Source organism: Curtobacterium sp. LFS079 (assembly GCF_047977865.1).
Classification (GTDB): domain Bacteria; phylum Actinomycetota; class Actinomycetes; order Actinomycetales; family Micrococcaceae; genus Arthrobacter.
On record NZ_JBFPFO010000006.1, the window covers coordinates 229430 to 246054 of the forward strand.

The 16625-nt window shown below is 67.3% G+C and carries 13 protein-coding genes, 1 pseudogene and 1 riboswitch; of the genes and pseudogenes, 5 read left to right on the forward strand and 9 right to left on the reverse strand.

Annotated elements, in window-relative coordinates:
• Positions 1-97: 97 nt before the first annotated feature.
• From ACNQPB_RS12680 to ACNQPB_RS12690, 3 genes are all read right to left on the reverse strand, one after another.
• The gene (locus ACNQPB_RS12680) at positions 98-1861 is read right to left on the reverse strand and encodes a thiamine pyrophosphate-binding protein (RefSeq protein ID WP_498752164.1); all 1764 of its coding nucleotides are present in this window, start codon (positions 1859-1861) and stop codon (positions 98-100) included.
• The gene (gene speB, locus ACNQPB_RS12685; RefSeq protein ID WP_498752166.1) at positions 1858-2913 is read right to left on the reverse strand and encodes an agmatinase; all 1056 of its coding nucleotides are present in this window, start codon (positions 2911-2913) and stop codon (positions 1858-1860) included. The genes ACNQPB_RS12680 and speB overlap by 4 nt, the downstream gene beginning before the upstream one ends.
• A gap of 178 nt (positions 2914-3091) precedes the next feature.
• A complete protein-coding gene (locus tag ACNQPB_RS12690; RefSeq protein ID WP_498752168.1) occupies positions 3092-3784 on the reverse strand; it encodes a hypothetical protein in 693 nt (230 codons plus the stop codon).
• A 272-nt stretch (positions 3785-4056) separates the two neighbouring features.
• Between ACNQPB_RS12690 and ACNQPB_RS12695 the strand changes: the two genes are divergently transcribed.
• A complete protein-coding gene (locus ACNQPB_RS12695; RefSeq protein ID WP_498752170.1) occupies positions 4057-6027 on the forward strand; it encodes an amino acid permease in 1971 nt (656 codons plus the stop codon).
• 82 nt (positions 6028-6109) lie between these two features.
• Here the strand turns inward: ACNQPB_RS12695 and ACNQPB_RS12700 are convergent, their stop codons facing one another.
• Entirely contained in the window at positions 6110-6685 is a 576-nt protein-coding gene (locus ACNQPB_RS12700; RefSeq protein WP_498752172.1) for a helix-turn-helix domain-containing protein, read from the reverse strand.
• Positions 6686-6946: 261 nt separating this feature from the next.
• Between ACNQPB_RS12700 and ACNQPB_RS12705 the strand changes: the two genes are divergently transcribed.
• Together ACNQPB_RS12705 and ACNQPB_RS12710 are read left to right on the forward strand one after the other, a co-directional pair.
• Positions 6947-8488, forward strand: coding sequence for a sodium:solute symporter family protein (locus ACNQPB_RS12705; RefSeq protein ID WP_498752174.1), 1542 nt, complete (start codon positions 6947-6949; stop codon positions 8486-8488).
• Between the two features lie 122 nt (positions 8489-8610).
• A riboswitch (SAM riboswitch) is annotated at positions 8611-8730 on the forward strand.
• 16 nt (positions 8731-8746) lie between these two features.
• Complete coding sequence (locus ACNQPB_RS12710) at positions 8747-9067, forward strand: hypothetical protein (RefSeq protein WP_498752176.1); 321 nt, start codon at positions 8747-8749, stop codon at positions 9065-9067.
• 28 nt (positions 9068-9095) lie between these two features.
• Here the strand turns inward: ACNQPB_RS12710 and ACNQPB_RS12715 are convergent, their stop codons facing one another.
• Positions 9096-9287, reverse strand: a complete 192-nt coding sequence (locus tag ACNQPB_RS12715) for a hypothetical protein (protein ID WP_498752177.1) — start codon at positions 9285-9287, stop codon at positions 9096-9098.
• A gap of 342 nt (positions 9288-9629) precedes the next feature.
• On the opposite strand from ACNQPB_RS12715, the gene ACNQPB_RS12720 reads away from it, so the two are divergent.
• Both ACNQPB_RS12720 and ACNQPB_RS12725 read left to right on the forward strand, forming a co-directional pair.
• On the forward strand, positions 9630-10748 hold the full coding sequence (locus tag ACNQPB_RS12720; RefSeq protein WP_498752179.1) for a VIT1/CCC1 transporter family protein: 1119 nt from the start codon (positions 9630-9632) through the stop codon (positions 10746-10748).
• A gap of 39 nt (positions 10749-10787) precedes the next feature.
• Entirely contained in the window at positions 10788-11717 is a 930-nt protein-coding gene (locus ACNQPB_RS12725; protein ID WP_498752181.1) for a matrixin family metalloprotease, read from the forward strand.
• 95 nt (positions 11718-11812) lie between these two features.
• Here ACNQPB_RS12725 and purU read toward each other — a convergent pair whose 3' ends face one another.
• The 4 genes and pseudogenes from purU to ACNQPB_RS12745 form a co-directional block, all read right to left on the reverse strand.
• Positions 11813-12712 (reverse strand): formyltetrahydrofolate deformylase, encoded by a 900-nt coding sequence (gene purU, locus ACNQPB_RS12730; protein WP_498752183.1) that lies wholly within the window; start codon positions 12710-12712, stop codon positions 11813-11815.
• Positions 12712-13359 (reverse strand): sarcosine oxidase subunit gamma, encoded by a 648-nt coding sequence (locus tag ACNQPB_RS12735; RefSeq protein WP_498752185.1) that lies wholly within the window; start codon positions 13357-13359, stop codon positions 12712-12714. The genes purU and ACNQPB_RS12735 overlap by 1 nt, the downstream gene beginning before the upstream one ends.
• Positions 13352-16297 (reverse strand): 2Fe-2S iron-sulfur cluster-binding protein, encoded by a 2946-nt coding sequence (locus ACNQPB_RS12740; RefSeq protein ID WP_498752187.1) that lies wholly within the window; start codon positions 16295-16297, stop codon positions 13352-13354. The genes ACNQPB_RS12735 and ACNQPB_RS12740 overlap by 8 nt, the downstream gene beginning before the upstream one ends.
• Positions 16298-16308: 11 nt before the next feature.
• Positions 16309-16605, reverse strand: a pseudogene (locus ACNQPB_RS12745) (sarcosine oxidase subunit delta); the annotation flags it as partial.
• Positions 16606-16625 lie beyond the last annotated feature (20 nt).

Here is a 16625-nt window from a genome sequence, read left to right on the forward strand (position 1 = left end):
CTTAAACGACAAGCGCGAACGAACACTTGAGGCCCCAAATCCGCAGAATATGGGGCCTCAAGTGTTCGTTCGCGCTAAAGGAAGGAGGGGAAGGGGTTCAGTCCAGGTGGGTCGGGGCGAACATCTTCAGCAGGGTTTCAACCACGACGACGTTCGGTCCGTCTGCGGCGAATCCCTCCTTGAGGGCGTTCCCCACGTTTTCCGGTGCCACCCGGCGGGCCGGGACGCCGAAGGATTCGGCAAGCTTCACGAAGTCGGGCCGTGCCAGTTCGGTGGCCGTGGCCTTGCCGAAGGCGCCCACCATGTATTCGCGCAGGATGCCGTAGCCGCCGTCGTCCACGATCAGCCAGGTCACCGGGATGTTGTGCTGCTTGGCCGTGGCGAGCTCCGAGATCGAGTACATCGAGGAGCCGTCGCCGGAAACCGCGAGCACCCGGGCCGGCTTGCCCGTGGTTTCCAGGCCCACGGCCCCGCCGATCGCAGCCGGGAAGCCATAGCCGAGGCCGCCGGCGCCCTGCGCGGAGTGGAACTGGCCCTGCCGGGAATCCCAGCAGCTCCAGCCCCAGTACGCGGAGATGGTCATGTCCCAGAAGGTCTGCATGCCGTCCGGAACGGCCTCGCGGATGTCAGCCATGAACTTCAGTTCCTTGGCCAGGTCCTGCGATTCGAGGCGGGCCTTGACCTTCGCCAGGGCTTCCTTGACCGTTTCCTCCGGGCTGGCACCGTGCCAGCTGCGGACCGCGGCACCGGCTGCCCCGCCGGCGGACAGTTCGCCGGCGGACAGTGCGCCAGCAGACAGTGCCGTCGACAACGCCTCGTCCAGGGCTGCGAGGGCCTGCCCGGCGTCGGCACGGATGCCCAGGCCGGGACGGTTGGATTCGAGCACCCGGGGTTCGGCGTCGATCTGGATGATCCGGCCGCGCGGCTCGAAGGTGAAGTAGTTGGACGTGACCTCACCCAGCGAGGAGCCGATGACGACCAGCACGTCCGCGTCCTCAAGGAGGTCGGTCATGTACCGGTCCTCGATCCAGGACTGCAGCGACAGCTCGTGGTTCCAGGGGAACGCGCCGTTGCCGCCCGGGGTGCAGATCACCGGGGCACGCAACTGCTCGGCGATCGATAGCAGGGACTTCTCGGCCCGACCACGCCGGGTTCCGCCGCCGGCGATGATCGCCGGGCGTTCCGCCGTCGCGAGCCACTTCACGGCTTCCCGGACCAGCTCCACGCGCGGCGGATTGTCCGCGGCTTCGGCCAGGGCGTCTTCCACCGGAGGCACCATGATCGGATCGAGCAGCACGTTCTGCGGAATCTCGATCCACACCGGCCCCTGCGGCGAGGAGATCGCTTCGGTCCAGGCGTCCTGGATGGCCGAGGGAATGCCGGAGGCGTGCTGGATGAGGCGCTGGCTCTTGGTGACGTTGGCCGCGGAGGCCTTCTGGTCGTCGAGCTGGTGCAGCATGCCCTTGCGGCGTGCGCCCAGGCCCTCCAGCGGGATCTGGCTGGCCACGACCACCATCGGCACACCCGTCGCATAGGCTTCCTGCAGGCCGGCCAGCGACGTCAGCGCGCCCGGGCCGGTGGACAGGAACAGCACGCCCACCTCGCCGGTGGCGCGGGAGTAGCCGTCCGCGGCGAAGGCCGAGTTGTTCTCGACGCGCGAGGACACGAACTGCAGGTTCCCGCGGCCCATCGCGTCGAACAGGCCCAGGGCGTGCTGGCCGGGAATGCCGAAGACCGTCTTCGCGCCGAGTGCCTCAAGGGTTTCGACGACGAGGTCCCCGCCGTTGCGCTGTGCTGCTGTGTCAGCGGTGGCCGGCTCCGGCGCGACAGCGGCCGCCGTCGCCGAATCGACGCCGTTCATCGGGCGCCCAGCGCCTGGCCGCGTACCGCCTGGCCGCCGAGGGCCTGGGCGGCGTAGCCGTTCACGGTACCGTGGCGGTTGCCCTCGACGGCGTTGTCAGCCAGGAGGGTGACGAGCTCGTAGGCCACGTGGCTGGCGGCGACGCCGGTGATCTCGGCGTGGTCGTAGGCGGGGGCAACTTCCACGACGTCGGCGCCCACAAGGTTCATACCGCGGAAGCCGCGGATGATCTCAAGCAGTTCGCGGCTGGTGATGCCGCCGGCTTCCGGCGTGCCCGTGCCCGGTGCGTGGGCCGGGTCCAGGACGTCGATGTCCACGGAGATGTAGAGCGGGCGGCTGCCGATGCGGTCGCGGATCTTCTCGACCGTTTCCAGCACGCCCTGGTAGTAAACGTCGGCGGAGGTGACGATGCCGAAGCCGAAGCGGTGGTCGTCGTCGAGGTCCTTCTTGCCGTAGAGCGGGCCGCGGGTACCGACGTGGCTGATGGCCTCGGTGTCCAGGATGCCTTCCTCGACGGCGCGGCGGAACGGTGTGCCGTGGGTGTATTCGGCGCCGAAGTAGGTGTCCCAGGTGTCCAAGTGGGCATCGAAGTGCAGCATGGCGACCGGTTCGCCGGCACGTTCCGCGGCCGCACGCAGCAGGGGCAGGGCGATCGTGTGGTCACCGCCGAGGGTCACGAGCTTGCTGCCGTTGGCCGTCAGGTCCAGCGCGTTCTGCTGGATGGTCTCGATGGCTTCGTTGATGTTGAAGGGGTTGACGGCCATGTCGCCGGCATCGGCCACCTGGACGTTCTCGAAGGGGCTGACGTCCCAGGCCGGGTTGTAGGGGCGCAGGAGGCGGCTGGCTTCACGGATGTGGTTCGCGCCGAAGCGGGCACCCGGGCGGTAGGAAACGCCGGAGTCGAACGGCACGCCCACCACGGTGACGCCGGCCTTGGCAACCTGGTCCAGTCGCGGGAGGCGCGCGTAGGTGGCGGCACCGGCGTAGCGCGGGATGCGGGATGAATCAATGGGGCCAAGGTTTCCGTTGGCTTCGATGCGGAGCTCTTCCACAGCGGCCTCTCTCCTTCGAGATCGAGTCAGTTTGTGACAGCCATCATACACACAAAGTTTCCTAATATGCATCACCTGTTTACACATTTACGCCTGCCCGGAACACAGCGCGACGGCGGCCGGGCACCTGGGGTGACCGGCCGCCGTCGGGCTGTAGTCGGGTAACTGCGGCGTGCCGCTACTTGTAGCTGACGCTCATCAGCAGGGCCTTCAGCTGCGCATACTCGGGCGTTCCCATCCAGGCCTTGGCCGCCGTATCGGAGGCGAAACCGGGGGAATCGATGTAGACGCGGAAGATGCCTACGCCATTGGGCAACACCAGTTGCCCACTGCCGCTGCCGGTGCTGCCGGAGACGAGTTCATCGGCCCGGCGGAGGTCCATGAAGTACTGATCGTTGACGTCGCCGTAGCTGTCCTTGAAGAATCCGAACGTCGGCGCCCCGTCGAAGGCCACCAGGCCCGGCACGGCGGCAGCGTCGAAGACGGTCCGGTCCACCGGGCCGGACGCGCCGTCGCCGTAGAAGCCGCTGACCATGACGGCCACCGCCTTGCCTTTGCTGCGGATAGTCGCCTCCACGCATGCGGCCGGGCCACCCGGAACGGTGGGGCATTCCGCGGTGGTGACGGACCAGCCTGCCGGGTGCTGGAAGGAGATGTGGCCATCCGGGAAGGTGAAGGTCTTCACCTTCTTTGCCTTCAGTTTCTGCCCAGCCTCGGCGTTGCCCGTCGTGGTGGATGCAAGGCTGAGTGCGGGGCCGGTGGCGCGGCCGGAAGGGCCGGCCGCCGGAGACGGCGCACAGGCGGCGGTGGCGCCCAGGGCGATGGCGAGTGCCGCCGTCGCGAAGGTCTTCCCAAACGCTGCAGAGTTCATGGTGTTCCCCAATCGTGGACGTGTTTCCTGGTTGATTTCCTGGTTGATGCGCGGGGCGCGTAAGAGCATTTCGCATGCCCCGTCACCCATAGGGTTTCCTGCTGGGATCCGAAAATTACATCGACTTGAAAAATTCCTGTGACGCCCGTCTTTCTGAGCGAAGAGACGCCGCTCACACCCGGCGTAAGGATTCCGTAAAGACCGGCTTTCGGACCGGGGCGCCGCCTTACGCTCCTTTCTGGAGCAGCTTCCCGGCTGCGTGAAAGGACACTGTGACCACCCTGACGAGGCCCCCGGCAGACCCTTCCAGCCCGCGCAAGCCCAGCGGGGGCTTCAAACATTGGCTCCTCGAAGGCATGCCCGACGCCGGCGGCCGGTCCCGGCAGCACGGCAGGGGCGAGAGCGAGCACAAGCCGCAGTCCTGGTGGAAAGTCATGTGCCTCACCGGCGTCGACTATTTCTCGACCCTCGGCTACCAGCCGGCCATCGCCGCGCTCGCGGCCGGCATCGTGTCCCCGCTGGCCACGATCGTGCTGGTGATCGTGACGCTGCTGGGCGCGCTGCCCGTATACCGCCGCGTCGCCTCCGAAAGCCCGCGCGGTGAAGGTTCCATCGCCATGCTGGAGAAGCTCCTCCCCCGCTGGGGCGGCAAGCTGTTTGTCCTGGCATTGCTCGGCTTCGCTGCTACGGACTTCATGATCACCATGACCCTCTCCGCTGCCGACGCGAGCGCCCACGCGGTGGAGAATCCCTTCGCGCCCGATTGGATGCACGGCCAGGAAATCGCCATCACCCTTGCACTGATCGCTGCGCTTGGGATCGTGTTCCTGCGCGGGTTCAAGGAAGCCATCAACGTGGCTGTGGTGCTGGTGGGCGTATACCTGGTGCTCAATGCCGTGGTGGTGCTGGTGGGCCTGTTCCACGTGGCCACCGAAGCCCACGTCGTCACCGACTGGTGGGCCGCCCTCAACCAGCAGCACGGCAACCCGCTCGTGATGATCGGCATCGCCCTGCTGGTGTTCCCGAAACTCGCCCTCGGCCTCTCAGGCTTCGAGACCGGCGTCGCCGTCATGCCCCAGATCAAGGGGGCACCTGACGACACCGAGGAGCGTCCCGCCGGCCGCATCCGCGGCACCCACCGCTTGCTCACGACGGCGGCCCTCATCATGAGTGCCTTCCTGGTGGCTTCCAGCTTCATCACCACCTTCCTGATCCCGGCGGCCGAATTCGAACCGGGCGGCAAGGCCAACGGCCGCGCCCTGGCGTTCCTGGCGCACCAGTACCTGGGCGACGGCTTCGGCACCATCTACGACATCAGCACCATCGCGATCCTCTGGTTCGCCGGCGCGTCCGCCATGGCCGGGCTGCTGAACCTCGTGCCTCGCTACCTCCCGCGCTTCGGCATGGCCCCCTCGTGGACCAAGGCCGTCCGCCCCCTGGTCCTGGTGTTCACCGCCGTCGGGTTCCTGATCACGGTGATCTTCGAGGCGAATGTTGAAGCCCAGGGCGGGGCCTACGCTACCGGCGTGCTGGTACTGATGACCTCCGCGTCCATCGCCGTGACGCTCTCGGCCAAACGCCGGAAGCAGCGCGTCAAGACCCTGGCCTTCGGGGCCGTGGCACTGGTGTTCAGCTACACCACGGTGGCCAACGTGGTGGAGCGACCCGACGGCATCAGGATCGCCGCACTGTTCATCCTGGGCATCCTGCTTGTCAGCTTCGCGTCCCGGGTCCGGCGCTCCTTCGAACTGCGCGCCACCCACATCAAGATGGACGAAAAGGCCCTGGAGTTCACGGCGGCCAATGACGAAGGACCCATCCGGCTGATCGCCCACGAACCGAAGCGGGTCGCCGCCGACCGGTACCGGGAAAAGCTGGAGCACGCCCAGCAGGCCAACCACCTGCCCGAGGACAGCGATGCGCTGTTCATCGAGGTGATCGTGGACGACAGCTCCGACTTCGAACAGGAACTGCTCGTGGAGGGCAAGCACCGCCACGGCTTCAAGGTCCTGGAGGTCCACAGCAACAACGTGCCCAACACCTTGGCTGCCGTGCTGCTGCACATCCGCGACGTCACCGGCCTCATGCCGCACATCTACTTCCGCTGGACGGAGGGCAACCCGATTGCCAACCTCAGCAAGTTCCTGTTCTTCGGCGAAGGCGAAATCGCTCCCGTGACCCGCGAGGTGCTGCGAGAGGCCGAGGCCGACATCACGCGCCGGCCCTGGGTGCACGTAGGGTAGCTGCGTTTTCTACATTGTGAGGCCCGCTCTGCGTCCTTTGACCTGGTCAAAGGACGCAGAGCGGGCCTCACATGTCCAACCCTCAGCGGCTGGCGGCGGGCACCAGGATCCAGAGCACCTCGACGGTTTCGTCCGTGGGGTTGACCCAGGTGTGCGGCTCGCGGCCGGGGAAGGACAAGGTGTCGCCTTCCTCGAGCTCGTACTTTTCGTTGCTCAGGATCAGCTGGATACGGCCCTTGGTGACGTGCAGGACGTCCACATCGCAGTCGACGGCGTAGAGCTCCGATTCGCCGCGCCCGCGGGGTTCGATCACGGCCCTGATGATCTGCAGGCGGCGCTCGGACCGCGCCGTGAGGAGTCGCTCCACGATTCCTTCGCCGCCCAAGGAAATCTTCGGCCCGTCGTCACGGCGCGTCAGGTGCGTCTCCGGTGCCGCGAAAAGATCGCCGATGGACACGGACAACACCTGGCACAGCGTCACCAGGGACGCCACCGACGGCGAGGTCAGGTCCCGTTCCACGCGGCTGAGGAATCCCTTGGTCAGCCCGGTGGCTTCTGCCACCTGCTCGATGGTGAGCCGCTGGGATTGGCGGGCGGCGCGGATTCTTGAACCGATGGCAAGCGGAACGTTGCTGGGTTCAACGGGAAGAGCCTTCATTCACGAACCTTTCAGGCCGAAAAGTGCGGCCCAGTCATTTGGGCCATAGTATCCGGCGGGGCCGCGGAGCCCCCTGCCCTGTGCACCCGCCCTTGACTGTTACGCCGATCACTACATATCCTTTCATGCAACAAGTGTTGCCCTCTAGGCAAAATGGCAAACTTTCCTCCCCCAACACCCCGCACCGCGGAATGGTCCGAATGACACCGGCGCTGTCATGGAAACGGAACCCGGCCGCTGCAAAATCCCCAGGAGCCGACAATGGACTCATCGTTCCTCAACATCGCCATTGTGGTGGTGTATCTGCTGGCCATGCTGGCCTTTGGCTGGTGGGGCAAGTCCCGCACCAAGAACAACAGTGACTTCCTCGTGGCCGGCCGCCGCCTGGGCCCGTTCCTCTACACGGGCACCATGGCGGCAGTGGTCCTTGGCGGCGCCTCCACGGTGGGCGGCGTGGGCCTCGGCTACAAGTTCGGCATCTCCGGCATGTGGCTCGTCGTCGCGATCGGCACCGGCGTGCTGCTGCTGAGCCTGCTCTTCGCCGGGACGATCCAGCGCCTGAAAATCTACACCGTCTCCCAGATGCTCAGCCTGCGGTACGGCCAGCAGGCCACGCAGACCTCGGGCATCGTCATGCTCGCCTACACCCTGATGCTCTGCGCCACGTCCACCGGCGCCTACGCCACCATCTTCGTGGTCCTCTTCGGCTGGGAGCGCTGGCTCGCCATCGCCGTCGGCGGCGCAATCGTGCTGGTCTACTCAACGATCGGCGGCATGTGGTCCATCACCTTGGCCGACCAGGTCCAGTTCGTCATCAAGACCGTGGGTATCTTCTTCCTCATGCTGCCCTTCGCCCTGAACGCGGCCGGCGGCCTGGACGGCATCCGCTCCCGGGTGAAGGAGTCCTTCTTCCAGATCGACGGCATCGGCATGCAGACGATCATCACCTACTTCGTCGTCTACACCCTCGGCCTGCTGATCGGCCAGGACATCTGGCAGCGCGTCTTCACCGCCAAGACCCCCAAGGTGGCCCGCTGGGGCGGCGCCACCGCCGGTGTCTACTGCATCCTCTACGGCCTGGCCGGCGCCGTCATCGGCCTGGCTGCCCGCGTAGCCCTGCCGAACATCGACGTCAAGGCGCTCGGCAAGGACGTCGTCTACGCGGAAGTTGCCACCCACATCCTCCCGATCGGAATCGGCGGCCTGGTCATGGCCGCAGCCGTCGCCGCCATGATGTCCACGGCGTCCGGCGCCCTGATCGCCGCCGCGACCGTGGCCCGCGCAGACGTTGTTCCGTTCGTGGCCAGCTGGTTCGGCAAGACCGTCCACACCGATGACACCGAAAACCCCGAGCACGACGTCAAGGCCAACCGTTACTGGGTCCTGGGCCTGGGCATCCTGGCCGTGCTGATCTCCATGGCGGCGCAGGACGTGGTCGTGGCCCTGACCATCGCCTACGACATCCTGGTGGGCGGCCTGCTGGTCGCCATCCTCGGCGGCCTGGTCTGGAAGCGCGGCACCGGGGTTGCCGCTGCCTGGTCCATGGCAGTCGGCTCGGTGCTGACGCTGGGCCTGTTGATCATGTACGCGGTGGGTGCCATCCCGAGCGAGGACGGCGTCTACGCCAACGAGCCCATCTACTGGGGCCTGGGCGCTTCCCTTGTCTGCTATGTGGTGATTTCCCTGCTCACGCCGCCCACGGATCCGGAAGTCCGCGAAGCCTGGGAGCGCCGGGTTGCCGGGGCTGTCTCCGAGGAACTGCCCCTGGACGCGCACCCGGTGGCCAGCCACACGGGCCACTAGTCCCCGGCGGGCTAACAGGATAACGACGACGGCGGTGCCACCTTGCGCAGGTGGCACCGCCGTCGTCGTTCCCGGCTTTGCCCTGTCCCGCAGGCGGGACGGGTGCGCTAAGGTAAGTCCAGCTTCAAGAGATGTGGCGCCAAGCTCCGACTTGCCACGCACCAACCCCATGTTCACGGGTGGTTCGGATGAGGAAGCGGCCTGCACCGGACCAGAGACAACCGGCCAGGCAAGAGCAACTCCCCCAGGAGAAGGCCAATGCCTCTTGATGCCACCGCCCACCTTGCACCTGCCCAGACGGACAACCGGAATGAACCGCGCGCCGAACCGCCCGCAGCCGCAGGCTCCCCGGCGGCGCTGCGGGTGATTCCCTGTGTCGATATTTCCAGCGGATCGGTGCTGCTCTTCGTGGCCGGCAGGCGCGAACTCGGGCGGTGCGCTGACCCGCGGCTCCTCACCCGGGCGCTGGCCCGTACAGTACGGCCCGCCCTCTGGTTTCCGGCCGAGCGGAGGCTGCTCCTCGCCGTCGCCGCGCGCGGTTACCGCGGGGGCAAGGACCTGTCATTCATCCTGGAGTGACGGAAAAGACCGGAACACGGGTACCGGGCTATTCTTCGTCGCCTTCTTCTTCCCGGTGTTCATCGACGTCGAGCGGCACGACCCGTTCTTCTTCGTCAATGGCGTCGTCTTCTTCGTCCCATTCCTCGTCCACAGGGATGTCCTCGCTGTAGTCGTAGGCGGGATCCGCCTCGACGGTCGGACGTTCGGCGTGCCAGGCATGCGGTTCGGTGCTGTCCACGGTGAAACCTTCCGTTCACTTTGCCGCGGGCTGCGGCTCGGTCCGGCCAACTGCACGGCCGCGCCAATCCGTGCCCCTTGTTCCTCCATCTGAGCACTGCCCCTGCCGGGGGTCAAGGTGTGGCAGGACGGCGCTTGCTTTAAGGCATGCCGAAACTCCGTGGTGAGGATTACCGGCCAAAAAACCGCGGAAATTGGCGCTAATGTGGAAGTGCAACGGGGCGATGAAACCCGCCCCGGCAACACAGGAGCCACAGTGCAAACGCGAAAAGCCACAGTGCCGCGAAAAGACCCAGTGCCGCCAAAAGCCACAGTGCCGCCAAAAGCCACAGTGCAAACGCCAATGGACACAGCGCGGCCGCAAGACACCGCGCAGCCGGAACCTCCCTCCCCCGCAGACATCAAACGCTGGCGGCAGTACCTGGCCGACGAACGCGCCGAAGCCGCCGTGTACCGCGAACTGGCGCAGCGCCGCGACGGCGAAGAACGCGAAATCCTTCTGGCCCTCGCCGACGCCGAAGGCCGTCACGAAGCCCACTGGCTTCGCGTGTTGGGTGAACACGCGGGAATGCCCAAGGCGGCGTCGACCCGCAGCCGCCTGCTCGGCTTCCTGGCGCGGCATTTCGGTTCGGTGTTCGTGCTGGCCCTTGCCCAGCGCGCCGAGAGCCGCTCCCCCTACGCCACCGATCCCGCCGCGACGCGTGCAATGGCCGCCGACGAGCAGATCCACGAAGAAGTGGTCCGCGGTCTGGCCACCCGCGGCCGCAACCGGCTCTCCGGTTCCTTCCGCGCCGCTGTATTCGGCGCAAACGACGGCCTGGTCAGCAACCTGTCCCTCGTGATGGGCATGGCGGCCACCGGCGTCCCCACCTCCGTAGTGCTCTTCAGCGGCATCGCCGGCCTGCTGGCCGGTGCGCTGTCCATGGGCGCCGGCGAGTACGTCTCGGTCCGCTCCCAGCTGGAACTGCTGAAGGCCACCCGGCCCACCCAGGTCACGCTCTCCGCGGCGCCTTCCCTGGACATCGAGCACAACGAGCTGGTGCTGGTCTACCTGGCCCGCGGCATGAGCCACGAAGCCGCCGAACACCGCGCCGCCGAGCGCATGGGCGTCTACTCCTGCGACTGCGATCCATCCCTGTCCCTCCACCCGGAGGAAGAGGAGAGCCCGGACGAGCACGAAGCCGTCGGTTCCGCCTGGGGTGCCGCGGTGTCCAGCTTCTGCTTCTTCGCCTCCGGTGCCATCGTGCCGATCCTGCCGTTCATCTTCGGACTCGGCGGTTTCGCTGCCCTCCTGACGGCCGGTACTCTGGTGGGCGTCGCGCTTCTCGGAACGGGCGCCGTCGTTGGTCTGCTTTCCGGCACCTCGCCCCTCACGCGTGGCCTCCGCCAGCTGGCGATCGGCCTTGGCGCCGCCGGCGCAACCTACGGGCTTGGCCTGCTGTTCGGAGCTGTGGTCGGCTAGGCGGCAGGCAGCCGCTTTGTCTACAACGCAGGGAGCAGGATGTACCCGGATTTCGAGCCCGACGGCGGCCTGCCGCCCCGGCGTCCCCGCACCGGCCTGTACCTGCTCCGCAACCTCCTGGTAGTGGCCGTTGCGGTTGTCATCGCGCTGCTGGTCAGTGGCTTCCTGCGCGGCGATCCACGGATCACGTCCCTCTTTCCGGCCTTGCCGGGAGCCAGCCGCCAAGCCACGGACAAAGGCGCGCAACCCGGTACGGCGGCGGGCGCCGCGGCGCCGGGCTCGAAGAAGCAGCAGGATGACGACGCTCCACCGCCCGGCCTTGAGGAGGCCGGGCATCCGCTGCTCACGCCCGTGAAACCGGCGGTGGAAAGCACGTCCTACAAGTTCCTGGCCACCAACCCGGACGGCAGCCCGGTGGGCTACTCGCCCTGCCGTCCAGTGCACTATGTGGTCAACGCGGAACTCGCCCCGGCCGGTTCGGAAGGCCTTCTGGAAGACGCTGTGGCGAAGATTTCGGCCGCCACGGGCCTGAAGTTCGTCAAGGACGGCGCCACCAAGGAGAAACCCACGCCAAAGCGCGAGGCCTACCAGCCCAAGCTCTACGGGAACCGCTGGGCTCCGCTGCTGGTTTCCTGGACCACCCCCGCGACGTCTCCCGCATTGGCGGGCAAGGTGATCGGCACCGGCGGCAGCACGGCCTACAGTTTCGGTTCGGGCCCGCGCAGCTACGTCTCGGGGCGCCTGGACCTGGACACCCCGCAGATCACCGAACTCATGGGCTTGCCCGGCGGGGCGGACTACGTCTCGGCGGTCATGCAGCACGAGTTGGGCCATGTGGTGGGCCTGGACCACGTGGACGATCCCGTCCAGCTCATGTACCCGGAAATCGGCGCGCCGGACGGCCTGGCGGCCGGAGACCTTACGGGCCTCTACAAACTGCACTCCGCGCACTGCCGCGACGACCTCTGAGCCGATCCCCTTAAACGCAAGATGCCCGACGGCGGTGCGAACCGCCGTCGGGCATTTCCTGCTTCCCGTGAACAGGCTTTTTGGGGGGACCCTGCCTACTTGAGGACCACCGTGCGGTTGCCCTGCAGGATCACCCGGCCCTCGCAGTGCCAGCGCACCGCGTTACTGAGGGCCTTGCATTCGGAGTCACGGCCGGCCGCGACGAGGTCTTCCGGGCCGTAAGTGTGGTCCACGTCCAGGACCTGCTGGGAGATGATCGGACCCTCGTCCAGTTCCCCGTTGACGTAGTGCGCCGTAGCACCCACCGTCTTCACGCCGCGGGCGTAGGCCTGGTGGTAGGGCTTGGCACCCTTGAAGCTGGGCAGGAAGGAGTGGTGGATGTTGATCGCACGTCCGTCCAGCTTGCGGGCCAGGTCGTCGCTGAGCACCTGCATGTAGCGGGCCAGCACCACCAGCTCCACGTCCAGTTCGTCGATGATCTCCAACAGCCGGGCCTCGGACTGCGGCTTGATCGCCGCCGTGACGGGAACGTGGAAGAAGGGGATGCCGTGCCATTCCACCAGCCCCTGGTGATCCGTGTGGTTGGACACGACGCCCACGATATCGATGGGCAGTTCGCCCACCCGGGCACGGAACAGCAGGTCGTTCAGGCAGTGCCCGAACTTGGAGACCATGATCAGCACCCGGCGCCTGGAGCCGTGGCGTTCGAGCTGCCAGCGCATGCCGAACTTCTCCGCGATCGGCCCGAAGGCCTCCCGCAGGTTCTCCAGGGTGGAGTCATCACCTGCGGAGGAGAAGTGCACCCGCATGAAGAAGTGGGCATCGTCGCGGGAGCCGAACTGCTTGTTGTCCACGATGTCGCAGCCCTGTTCCAGCAGGAAGCCGGAAACCGCGTGCACGATGCCGCGGGTTTCCGCGCAGTCCAGGGTCAGGATGTGCTCAACGGTGGTTTCGGCGCTGGTGCCGGTGCCGAGCTCGGTGACGGGGGCGGTCATCACGGCACCTCCGGCGATGCGAACTCACGCATGCCGTCCACCAGCCAGCGGCCCAGGAAATCGGCGAAGGACGCGCGGGGCAGCACCTGGAAGGTGTCCTCGCCGCTCTTCCAGAGGATCGCCGGAATGTGGCCGATTTCGGTGGACACGGCGGTGCCGGCCTTGAAGGAACGCGGGTGCAGGTCCAGGGAGCAGCCCTTTTCCAGGACGTCGCGGGCGCGGGAACCCGAGAGTTCGAAGACCGTGCGGTTGGCCGAAAGGTCCACCACCTGGCCCTGCCCGTCGGCGAGGGCTTCCCCCAGGGCCTGGAGCAGGTCGCCGCCGAGGGACTCGTGGGCGTTTTCCGGGGCGATCACCAGGAACTCGGCCGGGCCGAGCCACAGGGTGGCCACGCCGCCGTGTTCGACGACCTCGCCGCAGGCGGCCGGCAGGCCGCCGGACACCGAGGCAATGCGCCCGCCGGCGTCGCTGTTCCGCTGGACGCGGATGCCGGCCATGGTCTGGAACGGGATTTCCTTGATCTCCGCGACGCCGGCAAGCGACGCGGCCTCAAAGGTTCCGGCGAGGTGCGCCGCCGGGCTGCGGCGGGCCGCCCGGACTGCACTGCCGTTCTGGTTGCTGGGAGTTGCTGCTGCTGTCTCAACCATCTTTGCGCTTCCCTTCAGGGTCGAAAAGTACTGTTTCGCCGACCGTTACGTCCACGAGCTGATCGCCGACGGCGGCCACCAGGGTCTCGCCGATGCGGTTGCGGCCGTTGCGGATCAGGGCCAGGCCGAAGGAACGTCCGAGTGCGGCGCTGTGGTAGCTCGAGGTCACGAAGCCTTCCATCGGGACGGGGCCGTAGGCGGGGTTGACCGCGATGCCCTTCTCCACGAGCTGGGTGCCTTCGGGGAGCTTGAGCGAACCGTCCGCCGGGAGCACACTGACCAGGTGCTTGCGGTCCTCGCGCTGGGCGTCCACCCGGCTGTAGGAACGCTTGCCGACAAAGTCCTTGGCCTTGGAGACGATCCACTCCATGCCGGCGTCCTGCGGGGTGACCGTGCCGTCGGTGTCCTGGCCGACGATCGGGTAACCCTTCTCGGCGCGGAGCACGTGCATGGTTTCGGTGCCGTACGGGGTGATGTTGAACTCGGCACCCGCCGCGGCCACGGCTTCCCAGGTGTTCAGCCCGTACCAGGTGGGCACGTTGATTTCGTAGGCCAGTTCACCGGAGAAGGAGATCCGGCAGACGCGGGCCCGCACACCGGAGGCGAGGGTGGTTTCGCGGAAGGTCATGAACGGGAAGTTCTCGGTGTCCAGCCCGCCGTCGGCTGCCAGTTCCGGGGCGACCTTGGCGATCACTGCACGGGACTTCGGCCCGACTACGGCGATGGTGCTCCACTGCTCGGTGACCGAGGTGGAAGCCACGTCCAGTTCCGGCCATTCGGTCTGGTGCCATTCCTCCAGCCAGTCCAGCACCTTGGCGGCGCCGCCGGTGGTGGTGGTCATGAAGAAGCGGTCCTCGTCCAGGCGCAGGGTCACGCCGTCGTCGAAGATCATGCCGTCCGGGGTGCACATGACGCCGTAGCGAGCCGAACCCGGGGCGAGCTTCTTGAAGGCATTGGTGTAGATGCGGTTGAGGAATTCGCCCGCGTCCTTGCCCCGGATCTCGATCTTGCCGAGGGTGGTGGCGTCCATGAAGCCGACGGACTCGCGGACGGCGGCGCATTCGCGCAGCACGGCTGCCTCGATGTCCTCGCCCGCCTGCGGGTAGTACCACGGCCGCTTCCACTGTCCGACGTCCTCGAACAGGGCGCCCTTCTCCACGTGCCACGGCTGGATGGAGGTGACGCGGGCCGGGTCGAACAACTCGCCCCGCTGGCGTCCGGCCAGTGCCGCGAAGGCGACCGGGGTGAACGGCGCGCGGTAGGTGGTGGTGCCGATCTCGCCGACGCCGGCAGCTGCAGCGCCTTCGGACTTCAGCGCGGCGGCGATGACGCCGATCGCGTTGACGCCGGAGGTCTTGCCCTGGTCGTTGGCGGTGCTGATGGAGGTGTAGCGCTTGATGTGTTCCACCGAGCGCATGCCGGCACCGGTGGAGCGGAGGACATCCGCCACGGTCTGGTCGCGCTGGAAGTCCACGAAGTGGTGGTGCCACTCCCCTGCCGTGCCCTCCTGGCCCGGGACCAGCCAGAGCTGGCGGGTGGGGGCAGAGGCCACAGGAGCCTTGGCCTCGGCGGGAACGGTGTCGCTGCTGAAACCGGCGGCGATCGCGGCGGCTGCACCGGCACTGATGCCTTCGGCCAGGCAGTCGGCCAGCTCGTAGCTGCCGCGTCCCGAGCCGACCACCTGCTGGTCCTTGACCACGGAGCTCGGCACGAAGCCGGCGAGCTCCTCGTCCCAGCGCAGTTTGCCCTGGCGCTGGCTGTGCAGGTGGACCACCGGGCTCCAGCCGCCGGAGACGGCGAGCAGGTCGCAGTCGAACTGTTCGACGCCGGAGGTGAGTTCGCCGTCGTCGTTGATGCTGCGGACGGTGACGCCGTCCACGCGGCCGTCTTCGGCGCGGCCGGTGGTGCCGGCAACAGCCGCGCCGATCAGCACCCTGGTGCCCTGCTCCACGGTGGCTGCCGCGGGGGCACTCAGCTGCGGACGGGCGTCCACGACAGCGGCCACCTTGATTCCGGCGTCCTGCAGTTCGGCCACGAGGGCGTAGGCGGAGTCGTTGGTGGTGCTGATGACCACGCGGGAACCGGCGGCGACGGCGTAGCGGTTCAGGTAGCTGCGCACGGCCGAGGCGAGCATGATGCCGGGGCGGTCGTTGTTTTCGAACACCAGCGGGCGCTCGTGGGCGCCGGGGGCCAGGACCACCTGGGCGGCACGGATGTGCCAGATGCGCTGGCGGGAGACGCCGTCGGCCGCGGGGACGGTGAGGTGGTCCGTGCGGTTCTGGGCGGCGATCACGTAGTTGGAATCGTAGGAGCCGAAGGCGGTGGTGCGGTTCAGCACGGTGCATTCGGCGGCGGAAACCAGCTCGGCTTCGACGTCGGCAACCCATTCCAAGGCCGGCTTGCCTTCGATTTCCTCGGCCAGGCCGGGAACGGTGGAGCCGGAAAGCAGGGCACCGCCGAGTTCGGGCTGGTCGTCGATGAGGATGACGCGGGCGCCGGTGCGGACCGCTTCGCGGGCCGCGGCGAGGCCTGCGATGCCGCCGCCGATCACCAGCACGTCCGTGTGGACGTACTTCTTGTCGTATTCGGCCTTGTCCTCGTTGGGATCGAGCTTGCCCAGGCCGTTCAGCAGTTCGGCCTTCAGTCCGTCCACGAGGGACACGGTGGTGGCCGGGAGCATGGACTCGGCCACGTGGCCGGGGAAGCGCGGGGCGATCTTGACGAGGGCGTTGGCTTCCTCGACGCCGGCGGACATGATGCCGCGGGGGCGGTCCTCGTAAAGGGAGTTGCCCACGGTGACCCGGCCGTTGGCGAGCAGCGCGGAGGCGAGGGTGTCACCCGGGTGGCCGGTGTATTCCTGGCCGTCCACGGTGAAGCGCCAGGAGATGCTGCGGTCGATGCGGCCGCCGTTGGCGAGGCGGGCGTTCTGGGACGTCACTTGCTTGCTCCTTCCGGGGCGGATGCCTGGGTGGCGGATTCGGGGCGGGGGCTTCCCATGGGGTAAACCGCCTGGATCTCATAGCTCACGGTGTCCCGCAGCATGTTGAACCATTGGCGGCAGCCGGTGCTGTGGACCCAGCGTTCGGCGAAGGCGCCCTTGGTGTTGTCCCGGTAGAACAGGTACTCGGCCCATTTGCGGTCGTCCAGTGCGTAGGGGTCTTCGGGGTAGGCGATGTGCGCCTGGCCGCCGTAGTGGAATTCGGTTTCGTCGCGTGGCCCGCAGTTGGGGCAGGAAATGAGGAGCATGTCCGGCTTTCTTTCTGTCT

Coding starts and splice junctions, on each gene's coding strand:
- ACNQPB_RS12680 (WP_498752164.1), bottom strand. CDS start 1,861: ATGAACGGCGTCGATTCGGCGACGGCGGCCGCTGTCGCGCCGGAGCCG.
- ACNQPB_RS12700 (WP_498752172.1), bottom strand. CDS start 6,685: ATGAAGGCTCTTCCCGTTGAACCCAGCAACGTTCCGCTTGCCATCGGT.
- ACNQPB_RS12690 (WP_498752168.1), bottom strand. CDS start 3,784: ATGAACTCTGCAGCGTTTGGGAAGACCTTCGCGACGGCGGCACTCGCC.
- ACNQPB_RS12710 (WP_498752176.1), top strand. CDS start 8,747: ATGCCTCTTGATGCCACCGCCCACCTTGCACCTGCCCAGACGGACAAC.
- ACNQPB_RS12735 (WP_498752185.1), bottom strand. CDS start 13,359: ATGGTTGAGACAGCAGCAGCAACTCCCAGCAACCAGAACGGCAGTGCA.
- purU (WP_498752183.1), bottom strand. CDS start 12,712: ATGACCGCCCCCGTCACCGAGCTCGGCACCGGCACCAGCGCCGAAACC.
- ACNQPB_RS12725 (WP_498752181.1), top strand. CDS start 10,788: ATGTACCCGGATTTCGAGCCCGACGGCGGCCTGCCGCCCCGGCGTCCC.
- ACNQPB_RS12720 (WP_498752179.1), top strand. CDS start 9,630: ATGGACACAGCGCGGCCGCAAGACACCGCGCAGCCGGAACCTCCCTCC.
- ACNQPB_RS12705 (WP_498752174.1), top strand. CDS start 6,947: ATGGACTCATCGTTCCTCAACATCGCCATTGTGGTGGTGTATCTGCTG.